This window comes from Nocardia sp. NPDC059228, from assembly GCF_042754245.1.
In the GTDB taxonomy this organism is placed as follows: domain Bacteria; phylum Actinomycetota; class Actinomycetes; order Mycobacteriales; family Mycobacteriaceae; genus Nocardia.
In genome coordinates this window covers 1-12,457 of the sequence record NZ_JBHZAL010000072.1, presented here as the reverse complement: position 1 = coordinate 12,457, position 12,457 = coordinate 1, and the positions used below count along the sequence as shown (strand labels likewise).

The window sequence follows — 12,457 nt, the reverse complement described above, 5'->3', positions numbered from 1 at the left end:
CCTCGGGGCCTGCGAGCAGGCGAAAGAGGCCGTCAACAAGGGCGGCAACACCCCGTGCAGCGAATTCATGGCACAGGACCAGAGCAAGCAGCGGGTCACCGTCCGCAAATACCTCGAGCACGACACGAAGGTGACACCGACGGCGGATCCCGACACCGTCGACGCATCCATCGCGGCCATCACACTCATGTGCCGGGCCCAGCGCAACCCGGACACCCCGATCCGGGACGCCGACCTGACCGGCATCCTCGTACCGAAGAAATAGCGCGTTTTCCCGCGGTGTCGGGCCGGTCAGTGGCGGGCCGGCCGCATCTCCTGGGCCTTGGTCTTCGCACCTTGGACGATGAGGTGCCAGCCGCCGGGATCGCCGCGCAGGATGGCCTCCGCGGTGTCCTTGAGCTGCTCCCAGGTAGCGTGCGGCGGAATGGGCGGCACCTCCGGGTCCGTGTGGAAGTCGAGGAGCATGGGCCGATCGGCGGACAGCGCGGATTCCCAGGCGGGACCGACCGCGTCGGGACGGTCGACCGCGATCGCGGCCAGGCCCATGCAGCGCGCGACGTCGGCGTAGGAGACGTCCGGAAGTGTCTGCGACTCTTCGAATTTCGGCTCGCCACCCATGGCTCGCAGTTCCCAGGTGACCTGGTTCAGGTCGTTGTTGTGGAGCACGCACACGATCAGTCGCGGGTCCTCCCATCGATCCTGATACCGCTCGACGGTCAGCAGTTCGGCGAGGCCGTTCATCTGCATCGCCCCGTCGCCGACCAGGGCGATGACCGGACGGTCGGGGCAGGCGAATTTGGCGCCGATCGCGTACGGCACGCCCGGCCCCATGGTCGCCAGCGTGCCCGACAGCGACCCACGCATGCGGCCGCTGAAACGCAGGCAGCGCGCGTACCAGTTCGCCGCCGAGCCCGAATCGGAGGTGATGATGGCGTTCTCGGGCAGACGCTGCGACAGCTCCCAGGCCACCCGCATCGGGTTGACCGGCTCGGCATCGAGCAAGGACTGGTGCTCGATCGTCTGCCACCAGCGGGCGACACTCTCCTGGATGTCGATCGTCCAGGCTCGGTCGGGGTTCGGTGCGAGCATCGGAATCAGTTCGGCCAGTGTGGCTTTGGCATCGCCGACCAGGTTGACCTCCGTCGGATAACGCATACCGATCATGGTGCCGTCGATGTCGATCTGAACGGCGCGAGCCTGTCCGAAGTCCGGAAGGAACTGTGCGTAGGGGAAATTCGAGCCGACGATGAGCAGGGTGTCGCAGTCGCGCATCAGTTCGTAGCTGGGCCGGGTGCCCAGCAGGCCGATCGCTCCGGTCACGAACGGCAGCTCGTCGGAGAGCACGTCCTTGCCCAGCAGTGCCTTCGCCACACCGGCGCCGGTCAGCTCCGCGATGCGGGTCAGTTCCGCGGTGCAGCCGCGTGCGCCCTGTCCGGCCAGGATCGCGACTCTGGTTCCGGCATTGAGGATTTCGGCCGCGCGCTCGATGTCGGAGCGGGGTGGAACCACTCTCGGCGTCGACATGGTGCCGGGCGAACTGGACGGTACCTGCTTGAATTCGTGCTCGGGCGCCTCGTACTTCTCTTCCTGCAGATCGGAGGGGATGATGACCGTGGTCGGCGCGCGCCGGGTGACGGCGGTGCGGAAGGCGCGGTCCAGCGCGTTGGGCAGCTGGCTCGACACGTTGACCTCGACCAGATAGTCCGAGGCCACATCCTTGAATAGGCTCTGCAGATCCACTTCCTGCTGGTAACTGCCGCCCATGGCGCTGCGCGCGGTCTGGCCGACGATCGCCACCACGGGCACATGGTCCAGTTTGGCGTCGTACAGCCCGTTCAGCAGGTGGATCGCACCGGGACCGGAGGTCGCGGTGCACACCCCCACATGGCCGCTGAACTTCGCATACCCGGTCGCTTCGAAGGCGGCCATCTCCTCGTGACGCGCCTGAATGAACGCGGGCTTTCCGTCGGCGCGGCCGAACGCCGCGATGAGCCCGTTGATTCCGTCGCCGGGATATCCGAAGACCTGTTCGACCCCCCATTCCCGTAGCCGCTCCACGACATGATCGCTCACTTGCCGGGTCATGACGCCTCCTGTCCCTGTTGCCGGATCACTGCGAACAGCGCCCGAGTACCCCCGCGCCCGCACCCCAATCGGCAGGTGATTACCCGGGCGTAGCGGGTATCCGCGCGACAGGAGAGCCGAAAACCTCATGTGACCAGTGGAGGCGCGCCGATGCCGGCAGGATCCGATCACCAGCTACGACGCGGGCAACGCGCCCGCTTTCCCTTGGATACCGTCGCCGACGACCTGACGCGCGCGGTCGCCGGGGAGGTGCGCTTCGACCCGGGATCGCGGGCGGCGTATTCCACCGACGCCTCCAACTACCGGGCACTGCCGCTCGGCGTGGTGGTCCCCCGAACGCCCGAGGATGCCCAGGCCGCGATAGCGGTGTGCAGTGCGCACGATATGCCCGTTCTGTCCCGGGGCGGAGGCACCAGTCTGGCGGGCCAATGCTGCAATGCCGCGGTCGTTCTGGATTGGACCAAGTACTGCCACCGCGTGGTCGACGTCGATGCGGAGGCGCGGACCGTGGTGGTCGAGCCGGGTATCGCCCTGGACGTGCTCAACGACGAACTCCGTCCCTACGACCTCATGGTCGGGCCCAAACCGTCGACACACGTCAGCTGCACCATCGGCGGCATGATCGGCAACAACTCGTGCGGTTCCACCGCGCAGGCCTACGGGAAGATGGTGGATTCGGTCCGCAGGCTCGAGGTGCTGACTTACGACGGCACGCGCATGTGGGTCGGTCCCGGGCCGGCGGGCCTCACCGATCCGCTGCGGTCTTCCCTGTGCGATCTCGCTGATCGCTACGCCGACGACATCCGTAAGTCCTATCCCGACATCCCGCGCCGGGTATCGGGATACAACCTCGACTCCCTGCTTCCGGAGCGCGGATCCGACGCGGCGAAACTGCTGGTCGGCAGTGAGAGCACGCTGGTCACGGTGTTGCGCGCCGAGCTCGAGCTGGTCCCGGTTCCCGCCGCGAAAGCGCTGGTGGTGCTGGGCTTCCCCGATGTGTTCACCGCCGCCGACGCAGTGCCCGAGGTGGTGCGGCACCACCCCGCCGCGCTGGAAGGGCTGGACGGGCGGCTCGTCCAGCTCGAACACAGCCGCCATCTCGCCGGGCACGCGATCGAGCAGCTACCGGACGGGAAGGCCTGGCTGATGGCGCAATTCGATGGCGACACCCAGGACGCGGCCGATACCGCCGCCCGGGACATGATGCATGCGGTCGAGCGCCATACCGGCGCCAACACCAAGCTGGTGGACGATCCGGAGCGCGAGGCCGAGCTGTGGTCGGCTCGCGAGGCCGGGCTGGGTGCCAGCGCGTATCCGCCCGGTGGACGCGAAACCCATGAGGGCTGGGAGGACGCCGCGGTGCCGCCGGACCGGCTCGGCGACTATCTGCGTGACTTCGAGCGGCTGCTGCAGCGGTTCGGCTACGAATCCAGCTCGCTCTACGGCCATTTCGGACAGGGCTGTGTGCACACCCGCATCCCCTTCGATCTGCGCACCGCAGCAGGCATCGCTCACTACCGCGAATTCGTCACGGACAGCGCGCATCTGGTGACGAGCTACGGAGGGTCGCTGTCCGGCGAGCACGGCGATGGACAGTCCCGCGCCGAACTGCTCCGAATCATGTTCGGCGACCGGATGATCGACGCCTTCGTGGAGCTGAAGCACCTGTTCGATCCGCGCAACCGGATGAATCCGGGCAAGATCGTCCACCCCCGCCCCCTGGATGGCGATCTGCGCCAGGGTGCGGCCTATCGGCCGTGGGAACCCGCGACGCATTTCTCCTTCCCCGAGGACGGCTTCCGCTTCAGCCATGCCGCCAATCGCTGTGTCGGCGTTGGCAAATGCCGCGGCGAGAGCGGCGGCGTCATGTGCCCCAGCTACCGTGCGACCCGCGAGGAGGAACATTCGACCCGCGGCCGGGCCCGGCTGCTGTTCGAAATGCTCGAGGGCGATGTCATCACCGACGGCTGGCGTTCCACCGAGGTACGCGACGCCCTCGACCTGTGCCTGGCCTGTAAGGGCTGTCGCAGCGACTGTCCGGTCGATGTGGACATGGCGACCTACAAGGCCGAATTCTTCTCGCATCACTACCGCCGTCGGCTGCGGCCGATGGCGCACTACTCGATGGGCTGGATTCCCCTGTGGGCCCGGCTGGCCACCACCGCCGCGCCGGTCGTCAATGCCGTGACGCACGCACCGGGGCTGCACCGGATGATCGCGCGGGCGGGCGGCGTGGATCCGCGGCGTCAGTTCCCTCGATTCGCCCGTGCCCGCTTCACCGAAACCTTCACCGGCGAGCGCGATCTCGTCACCGCGCGACACGGCCGAGTGCTGCTGTGGCCGGACACGTTCACCAACAACTTCGAACCCGGCATCGCGCACGCCGCCGTCGACGTACTCACCGCCGCCGGATTCCAGGTCGAGATTCCGGACCGGACCGTGTGCTGCGGGCTGACCTGGATATCCACCGGCCAGCTGCCTACCGCCCGACGGGTGCTGAAGCGCACCCTGCGCATCCTGGAACCCATTTTGCGCGAGGGTATTCCGGTTGTCGTACTGGAGCCCAGCTGCGCCGCGGTGTTCCGCTCGGACCTCCCGGAACTACTCCACGGCGACGAGGATGCCCACCGCCTGGCCGGGCAGACCCACACGCTGTCCGAGTTGCTCGCCGACCGAGCCCCCGAGTGGGCGCCGCCGCTGGCCGGCGGATCCGCCATCGTGCAACCGCATTGCCATCACCACGCCATCCTGCACTTCGACCGGGATCGGGAACTGCTCGCCGCCACCGGCACCGAGGTCGAGGTCCTGGACGCCGGATGCTGCGGTCTCGCAGGAAATTTCGGCTTCGAGCGGGGGCACTACGAGGTGTCGGTCGCCTGCGCGGAGGACGCGCTGCTGCCCGCATTGCGCGCGTGTTCACCGGAAACCGCTATCGTGGCGGATGGGTTCAGCTGCCGTACCCAGATCCGCCACCTCCTTCCCGAGGCGCGCCCCCACCATGCGGCCGAGCTGCTCGCTGCCGCGATTCGAGGCGAATCCCTGTGAGTACCCCACTCATCGACGACATCACCGTCGAGACCTATCGATTCCCCACTCCGCAGACCGAGGCCGACGGGACACTGGCCTGGGACGCGACCACCGCCGTCGTCGTGTCGATTCACGCCGGACACGAACGCGGGCTGGGCTGGACCTACAGCTCCCCCGCGGCCGCGACGGTCGTCGCCGACCACCTCGCGTCGTTGCTGCACGAGACCTCGCCCGACGATGTCACCGACACCTGGCTGCGGCTGCGGCGCGCCTGCCGCAACTTCGGCACGCCGGGAGTCGTGGGGCATGCGCTCAGCGCGGTGGACATCGCCCTCTGGGATCTCAAGGCCCGCCTGATGCAGGCACCCCTGGAGTCGCTGTTCGGCTCCGTACGCCGGGCCACCGCGGTCTACGGCTCGGGCGGCTTCGTCAATCTCACCGATGACAAGCTCACCGAGCAGGTCCTCGGCTGGGAAACCGCGGGCTGCACCGCCGTCAAGATCAAGATCGGGGTCGACGCCGAACGTGATGTCGAACGAATCACCCTGGTGCACAAGCTCCTCGGCGACAGGACCGCCATCATGGTCGATGCCAACGGTGCCTACACGCCCGGTGCGGCCTGCCGGGTCGGCGCGGAACTCGATCGGCTCGGCGTCGTGTGGTTCGAGGAACCCGTCACCAGCGACGACCTCGCCGGGCTGCGCACGGTCCGCGACGCCGTCCGCTGCGACGTCGCGGCGGGGGAATACATCTACAGCGAGTACGACGCCGCACGCCTGATCGATGTCGTCGACTGCCTGCAACTCGACGTGACCCGCTGCGGCGGCTACACCGGATTCCTGCGCGGTGCCGCCGTGGCCGCGGCCAATCACCGCGACATCTCGGCCCACTGCGCTCCAGCCCTGCATGCCGGCATCGCCGCGGCGGTGCCACGGCTGCGGCACATCGAGTGGTTCGTCGATCACGCCCGGCTGGAACCGCTGCTGGTGACCGGGGCCCCGCGGGTCGTGGACGGCAGGATCGCGCCGCGCGGGCAGGACGCCGAACCGTACGGGCACGGCATGCGCCTCTCGGAATCCGCTGCGCCGTATCGTATTTCAACCCCTGCCAATTCCGCCGAGTGACAACACCCGCCGGGTGAGCCACGACTGCGGGCTGCGCCGGTGCGCCCGACCGTCGAATTCGCCGTGCGCGCCGTAGTCGTGGCCGTCGGCCTCGTCCAGCGGTGTCCAGAGATTGTCCGCCCGCCCCGGCGCGGGCGCGTCGGTCTGCTGGCTGTCGAAGCCGGTGCGGGCGAGGTACCGGTCCAGCAGCGCCGGGGCCATCCGTTGCGCGAGCACGGTGCCGACGGTGCTCGCACCCACCCAATACTGTTTGTGCCGTGGATGTCGGGCCGCGAAGGCGATCGCTCGCGCCACCACCTCGGGCTGATAGATCGGCGGCACGGGCTGTGGTGTGCGCGGTAGCCGCGACAGCACCCACGAGAACTGCGGAGTGTTCACCGCCGGCGCCTGCACGATGGTGATGTGCACATTGCTGTGGTCGTGCAGCAGCTCCACCCGCACGGCTTCCACGAACCCGTTCACCGCGTGTTTGGCTCCGCAATAGGCGGACTGCAGCGGAATCGACCGCTCCCCCAGCGCCGACCCGACCTGCACGATCGCACCCCGATCCCGTGGCCGCATCCGCGTCAGTGCCGCCCGCGTCCCGTGCACCGACCCGAGATAGGTCACCTCGGTGACCCGCCGGAACTCCAGCGGATCGATCTCGCGAAACGGCGCGAACACCGATGTGAACGCCGAATTCACCCACACGTCAATGGGTCCCAGCTCCTCCTCGATCCGGGACGCGGCGGCATCCACCGCGGTGTACTGGGCGACGTCGACCGGAATCGCCAGTGCCCGGCCGCCCGCGGCGCACACATCCGCGGCGGCGGCCTCGAGACCAGCGCGCCCGCGCGCCAGCAGTGCGACCGACGCCCCCTCCGCCCCGAACCTGCGGGCAGCGGCCCGTCCGATCCCCGCACTCGCTCCGGTGACGACGACGACCTTCGGCTCATATCGGGTGTTCGGCTTCATGCCGGCCGGATACCACCGCATCCCCTCGCTAACCGCCCCACCGCGGTTCGAAACCCCGCCCCCGGCGTTTCGCCTCCGACCGGCGGGCTATAGCGACACCATGACACCAGTCTGGAAGATCGAGAACCCGACCCCTGCCCGTCTGCGAGTGACACCGGGAGTGCGTTTCGACGTGGTGGTCATCGGGGCCGGCCTCACCGGCCTGGTCACGGCACTGCTGCTGGCCGAGAACGGCGTCGAGGTCGCGGTCCTGGAAGGACGGCGCATCGGCGACGGCACCACCGGCGCCAGTAACGCCAAAGTCAGTCTGCTGCAGGGAATCCGGGCACAGCGCATCAGGCGCCGGCACAGTGCGGCCATGCTGCGCACCTATCTCGACGCCAACCTCGAGGGCCAGCGGTGGCTGCTGGAGTACTGCGGCGGCCACGCTGTCGCCTACCAGGCCGGCGACGCCTACACCTACGCCCGATCCGAGCGCGAACTGCCGCGCCCGACGAGAATTCGGTGCACTGCGGGAGGCGGGGATGCCGGTCGAGTTCACCGAGCGGATCGACGCGCCGTTTCCGATCGTGGGCGGCGTGCGGCTCGCGGCACAGGCTCAGCTCAATCCGATGTCGTTGCTGGCCGCGCTCGCCGCCGATGTGGAATCGCACGCGGTACCCATCCACGAATCCAGTCTCGTGTCCGGGGTGAGCACCGCCGCCACCGGCGACTACCTCATCGACACCGAGCACGGCCCGGTCCACGCAGGAACCGTCATCCTCGCCACCGGGACACCGATTCTGGACCGCGGCGGATTCTTCGCCCGCCTGGTGCCATTGCGGTCCTACCTCACCGCGTACCGGCTGCCGCAGCCACTGTCCTCCGACATGTACATCACCGCCGGCGCACCCACCAGATCCGTCCGCACCGTGCCCGACCCCGAGGGCGACGTACTGCTGGTCGGAGGCAACGGTCACGTGGTCGGGCGCGAGGACCACACCGACAACCAGATCGCCGACCTGCACGAGTGGACAGAACGCTGGTACCCGTCGGCGACACCCCTGACCAGTTGGTCCGCACAGGACTACCTGCCGATCGGCGAACTCCCCTACGCCGGTCCGCTGCTCCCCGGCAACGACGGCATCCTGCTCGCCACAGGTTACGCGAAATGGGGATTCACCAACGCCGTCGCCGCAGCCCAGGTCCTGCTGGGACATATCACCGGCAAACCACCGGACTGGGCACACGCCTTCGCCACCTGGCGGCCCGACGAACTGCGATCATTTCCCGCCGCCGCCCGGACGAATGCCGGCGTCGCACTGCAATTGTGCGCGGGCTGGTGGCACCTGACCCGCACCGGCACCGACCCCGTCCGGCCCCAGGAAGGCACCGGGCGCGTCGAGCGCCGCTTCGCCCGCCCGGCCGCCACCTGCACCGTCGACGGCACCACCACCACCGTCTCCGCGATCTGCCCGCACCTGGGCGGCATCCTGCGCTGGAATCCGGCCGAGAAGTCCTGGGATTGCCCGTTGCACGGCTCCCGCTTCGCCGCCGACGGCACCCGTCTCGAAGGACCCGCCACCCACCATCTGACCCCGCTGGCACCGCCCAGCGCAGGGCCGGACCCGCGCTAGCCCTGAGCCGGATCGAAATACCGTGAAACGCTGGGTTATTCGCGACGGCACCGGAATCGGCGGCCAGGCTCACACCCGCGACCGGGTTCGGCGACGCTTCCACCGGGTCGGGCGGACCGATCGCGCCGTCACCGCCGCGATCGCGCGGCTCCCGGTCTCCTCACTCGACCCCGCCCTGCTATGTCTTACTCGCAGCGCGGATTTCGGCGCGCTGTGGTTACTCATCGCAGGCGTGCTCAGCACTCGTAAGGGCGAGCAGCGGCGAGCCGCCGTCCGCGGTGTCGCGTCCCTCGGGTGCGCGGCCCTGCTGGTGGACGCCATACTCGAGCCGGCGGCGGCCACCGTGGCACTGCGGCACGGGCTACCGCTGGCGGTGTTCCCCACCGGCACTCTCAACCATTTCGCCCGCGACCCGGGAGTACGGGATCCGCGCGAGACGGCTGCGGCCGTCGCCACCGGCAAGGTCGTCGGCGTGGACATCGCACGCATCGAGTTCGATGACGAGACCGGACCGAAGACCAGGCTCCTGCTCAACACCGCCGGTCCGGGCACGTACCCCGATCCGGTCCGGACCCGTCGTCGATGGCGGTCGCGGTGGGGCCGGTGGCCCCGCCTTCCTCGCCGCACTCCTGCTCGCGCTGCGCCGGGCACACCCCGTCGAGATTCACATCAACGGTGGCAGGCAACGGGTATGGACCCTGTTCATCGGCAACGGGCCTTATCGGCCGCAGCGTGCCGTCCCCGCCTTTCGTGACCGCCTCGACGCCGCGTTGCTCGATATCCGTTGGCTCCGAGCCGATCGGCCCGGTTCTCGCGCCCGGGCCGGGGCCGCCGTTCTGTTCGGCACCATCGGTCGCAGCCGGCTGTACGGCCAATCCCGCCCCGCGAGCTGATCATCCGCCTGCCCACCAGGGAACCGCTGACCACCGACGGCGAAGTGATCGGCACCGCAACCCGGATCCACGTCGAGTTCGCCGGCCGCCTTTCCGTCTACCGCCCCGCACGCGGCGACTCGGCGTTTCCGCGCTGACCCACCCGGGGGAACCACAATAGGTGCACCCCACGACACCGATCCACCGATCCCAGCCGAGGGCCGCGCGGTGCCGAACCGCGCGACCCCGATGCCACGGCCCGGTCAACGCGGGACCGGGGATACCGGACCGTGGCGGTCCGCGATCAGGCCGGGACGGCGTGGGTGGCGCGCCGCCGGATCCGATGCCGGGCAAGAAGTTCCGCGACTGTAGCCGAGGCTGCCGGAGACAATGTCAGCACGGCGCTCCGGGCATCATCGGTGCGGCGGCGTCCGCGCATCATTTCTTGAAGGCGTCCTTGACCTTCTCGCCCGCGTCCTTCAGGTTGGACTTGGCCTGGTCGGCCTTGCCCTGATTCTCGCGCTCCTTGTCGCCGGTCGCCTGGCCGAACTTCTCTTTGGCCTTGCCGGCGAGCTGGTCGGCCTTGTTCTTCGTCTTGTCGGTTGCGCTCATGATCGTTTCCTTCCCATGGGTGCCGTATTCGAGGGCCACCGACGTGACCCGTTCCTCGCCTACCCGCGTTCCCGCACCCGAAACGTCGCCTCAGTTCGTTTCGCAGTACTGCGGCATCTCCGCTCAGGCGATCGGACGGTGCGCTGCGGCGCGTGCGGGCGCGCGAGCCGGCTCGACAGGTCAGTGCATGGACTCGTCGAGACGGGGTAGGCGAGAAGCGAACAACGACAAGGAGTTTGTTCTCCGGGCAGGCGACGAGACCCCGCCCGAGCAGACCACCAGCACCCGCCCGAGGAGCCGATCATGACCGCAGACGACGCACCATCGGAACCCACACGGACGCAATCGGATCCGAATACGGCACTCCTGATCTACGGGATCGTCCCCGCGGACGCCCACCTGGAGTTGCAGGGCATCGGCCGGTATCCGGCCCCGATCCGGACCGTGCGGCACGGCTCGATAGCGGCGGTGGTCAGCGAGGTCCCGGTCGAGCAGTCGCTGGACCGGGCCGAAGACCTGCGGGCCTTCGCGAATCTGGTGGACGACCTGGTCAGCGCGATGCCGGTCATTCCCGTTCGATTCGGTGCCGCACTCGTCGATGGCGAGGCGGTGGAAACGGGCCTGCTGCAACCCAATGCGCAACGCTTCCAGGCCGCCCTCGACGAACTGTCCGGGCAGGCCGAGTATCTCGTGCGGGGACACTATGTCGAGGACACCGTGCTGCGCGAAATCCTGGACGAGAACCCGCAGGCCGCCGCGCTGCGCGATGCCATCGGCACCACACCGCCCGACGCCAGCGATGACGCGCGCATCGCCCTCGGCGAGATCGTCAATACCGCAATGGAAGACAAGCGGCACGCGGACAGCGAGACGCTGATACGAGCGCTCGCACCGCTGACCGGGCAGATGTCGCTGCGCCCATCCACCCAGGAGAACGAAGTGGCCGATATCGCCGTGCTCATGCCCCTCACCCAGGAGAAGGCGCTGGTGCGCACCGTGGACAAGGTGGCCGAACTGTGGTCCGACCGGGTGCACCTGCGTGTCGTCGGCCCGCTGGCGGCCTGGGACTTCCTCGCCGTCGAACCGGACAGATCATGATCGGCACAAGGGGGCGGGTTCGGCCCGTCGGTTCCCGATGGCTGTCTCCTTGTTCCTGGGCTACTCCCGGCCCGTGTCTCCGCGACACCGGACGAGCTGGGCGACGACCGGGAATCCCGCACCGCACTCGATCCAGGCGGCCACTCCCGACCGTTTCACCGTCGGCTTCGCGGGTATCGCGACACCGGAGAGACAGGAGATGGCGATGACACTGATCCAGCCACACCAACCTGCGCAGATCGATACCGCCGCCGACGAGCTGGCGGGCAAGGTCGCCCTGGTGACCGGAGCCGACGGTGCCATCGGTCGCGCCCTGGCGATCACTTTCGCCCACGCCGGAGCCGACGTCGTACTCGAGTACAAGAACGAGCAACACCGAGCCGAGTGGACCCGCCGGCTGGTGCTGGAGTGCGGACGGCGAGCACTGCTGGTGCAGGGTGACGTGAACGGCACCACCCACGGCTACGCCGTAATGGACGCGGCACTGCGGGAATTCGGCAAGATCGACATCTTCGCCTCCACGATGCCGCACCTCCCTTGACCGAAAGGCCCAGTCATGCCGAAGGAATGGACGAACAAAGAGGAACGTCAGTACGAGCACATCCGCGATTCCGCCGAGGACCGCGGCGCGTCCCCCAAGCGCGCCAGGGAGATCGGCGCTCGCACGGTGAACAAGAACCGCGCCCGCGCCGGCAAGACCGAGACCGCGAGCCGCACCTCGCTCGAGGGCAAATCCCCGCAGCAGCGCGGAGGCCAGCGTTCCGGGCGCCGTGGTCCCAAGGGACTCACCCGGGACCAGCTCTACAACGAGGCCAAGCAGCGCAATATCAAGGGCCGCTCCGCCATGTCCAAGGCTCAGCTCGCACACGCGCTCGGCCACGACTGAACCAGCCGAGCAGGAGGCGAATACCAATGGCACGCCCAAAGCCGACGCCTGACGATCCAGGCGACCTGAATACCCACGCCCAGGCCGAGGTGGAGCGCGCCGGCATCCCGGCGCGATAATCCGGTCATGGGTTCTTCTTCTCCTGCCGAGCTGCCCGCGGAATCACTGGTATGGGCAGCAGGG

11 protein-coding genes and 1 pseudogene are annotated in these 12,457 nt (G+C 68.6%); 9 read left to right on the top strand and 3 right to left on the bottom strand.

All coding sequences use genetic code 11. The features are described from left to right. Positions 1 to 265 (top strand): hypothetical protein (locus ACFXKA_RS42025; RefSeq protein WP_379431757.1); only part of this gene is annotated, 265 nt, incomplete at its 5' end. Between the two features lie 26 nt (positions 266 to 291). Here ACFXKA_RS42025 and ACFXKA_RS42020 read toward each other — a convergent pair. Beyond that, entirely contained in the window at positions 292 to 2,085 is a 1,794-nt protein-coding gene (locus tag ACFXKA_RS42020) for a thiamine pyrophosphate-requiring protein (protein WP_379431756.1), read from the bottom strand. A 150-nt stretch (positions 2,086 to 2,235) separates the two neighbouring features. On the opposite strand from ACFXKA_RS42020, the gene ACFXKA_RS42015 reads away from it, so the two are divergent. After that, on the top strand, positions 2,236 to 5,130 hold the full coding sequence (locus ACFXKA_RS42015) for an FAD-binding and (Fe-S)-binding domain-containing protein (RefSeq protein WP_379431755.1): 2,895 nt from the start codon (positions 2,236 to 2,238) through the stop codon (positions 5,128 to 5,130). After that, the gene (locus ACFXKA_RS42010; protein ID WP_379431754.1) at positions 5,127 to 6,236 is read left to right on the top strand and encodes an enolase C-terminal domain-like protein; all 1,110 of its coding nucleotides are present in this window, start codon (positions 5,127 to 5,129) and stop codon (positions 6,234 to 6,236) included. Before ACFXKA_RS42015 ends, ACFXKA_RS42010 begins: the two co-directional genes overlap by 4 nt. Here ACFXKA_RS42010 and ACFXKA_RS42005 read toward each other — a convergent pair. Then, positions 6,210 to 7,190, bottom strand: a complete 981-nt coding sequence (locus tag ACFXKA_RS42005) for an SDR family oxidoreductase (RefSeq protein ID WP_379431753.1) — start codon at positions 7,188 to 7,190, stop codon at positions 6,210 to 6,212. The genes ACFXKA_RS42010 and ACFXKA_RS42005 overlap by 27 nt on opposite strands. Between ACFXKA_RS42005 and ACFXKA_RS42000 the strand changes: the two are divergent. The 3 genes and pseudogenes from ACFXKA_RS42000 to ACFXKA_RS41990 all read left to right on the top strand — a co-directional run. Further along, positions 7,189 to 7,635, top strand: a pseudogene (locus tag ACFXKA_RS42000) (FAD-dependent oxidoreductase); the annotation flags it as partial. The gene ACFXKA_RS42005 and the pseudogene ACFXKA_RS42000 overlap by 2 nt on opposite strands. A gap of 79 nt (positions 7,636 to 7,714) precedes the next feature. Beyond that, positions 7,715 to 8,806: an FAD-dependent oxidoreductase gene (locus tag ACFXKA_RS41995; RefSeq protein ID WP_379431752.1), complete on the top strand. Its 1,092-nt coding sequence runs from the start codon at positions 7,715 to 7,717 to the stop codon at positions 8,804 to 8,806. A 22-nt stretch (positions 8,807 to 8,828) separates the two neighbouring features. Further along, positions 8,829 to 9,560, top strand: coding sequence for a diacylglycerol kinase family protein (locus tag ACFXKA_RS41990; RefSeq protein ID WP_379431751.1), 732 nt, complete (start codon positions 8,829 to 8,831; stop codon positions 9,558 to 9,560). Positions 9,561 to 10,116: 556 nt separating this feature from the next. On the opposite strand, the gene ACFXKA_RS41985 is transcribed toward ACFXKA_RS41990, so the two are convergent. Then, positions 10,117 to 10,290, bottom strand: a complete 174-nt coding sequence (locus tag ACFXKA_RS41985; protein ID WP_379431750.1) for a CsbD family protein — start codon at positions 10,288 to 10,290, stop codon at positions 10,117 to 10,119. Positions 10,291 to 10,593: 303 nt separating this feature from the next. Between ACFXKA_RS41985 and ACFXKA_RS41980 the strand changes: the two genes are divergently transcribed. From ACFXKA_RS41980 to ACFXKA_RS41970, 3 genes are all read left to right on the top strand, one after another. Further along, positions 10,594 to 11,388 (top strand): GvpL/GvpF family gas vesicle protein, encoded by a 795-nt coding sequence (locus ACFXKA_RS41980; RefSeq protein ID WP_379431749.1) that lies wholly within the window; start codon positions 10,594 to 10,596, stop codon positions 11,386 to 11,388. Positions 11,389 to 11,593: 205 nt separating this feature from the next. Next, entirely contained in the window at positions 11,594 to 11,929 is a 336-nt protein-coding gene (locus tag ACFXKA_RS41975) for an SDR family NAD(P)-dependent oxidoreductase (protein WP_379431748.1), read from the top strand. A gap of 15 nt (positions 11,930 to 11,944) precedes the next feature. Beyond that, positions 11,945 to 12,274 carry a plasmid stabilization protein gene (locus tag ACFXKA_RS41970; protein ID WP_379431747.1) on the top strand — a complete coding sequence of 110 codons (330 nt, stop codon included), beginning with the start codon at positions 11,945 to 11,947 and terminating at the stop codon, positions 12,272 to 12,274. Positions 12,275 to 12,457: the final 183 nt, after the last annotated feature.

What these genes read in the sequence shown, in the direction of transcription:
- ACFXKA_RS42020 (WP_379431756.1), bottom strand. Translation starts at nt 2,085, where the DNA reads ATGACCCGGCAAGTGAGCGATCATGTCGTGGAGCGGCTACGGGAATGG.
- ACFXKA_RS42015 (WP_379431755.1), top strand. Translation starts at nt 2,236, where the DNA reads ATGCCGGCAGGATCCGATCACCAGCTACGACGCGGGCAACGCGCCCGC.
- ACFXKA_RS42005 (WP_379431753.1), bottom strand. Translation starts at nt 7,190, where the DNA reads ATGAAGCCGAACACCCGATATGAGCCGAAGGTCGTCGTCGTCACCGGA.
- ACFXKA_RS41995 (WP_379431752.1), top strand. Translation starts at nt 7,715, where the DNA reads ATGCCGGTCGAGTTCACCGAGCGGATCGACGCGCCGTTTCCGATCGTG.
- ACFXKA_RS41985 (WP_379431750.1), bottom strand. Translation starts at nt 10,290, where the DNA reads ATGAGCGCAACCGACAAGACGAAGAACAAGGCCGACCAGCTCGCCGGC.
- ACFXKA_RS41980 (WP_379431749.1), top strand. Translation starts at nt 10,594, where the DNA reads ATGACCGCAGACGACGCACCATCGGAACCCACACGGACGCAATCGGAT.
- ACFXKA_RS41975 (WP_379431748.1), top strand. Translation starts at nt 11,594, where the DNA reads ATGACACTGATCCAGCCACACCAACCTGCGCAGATCGATACCGCCGCC.
- ACFXKA_RS41970 (WP_379431747.1), top strand. Translation starts at nt 11,945, where the DNA reads ATGCCGAAGGAATGGACGAACAAAGAGGAACGTCAGTACGAGCACATC.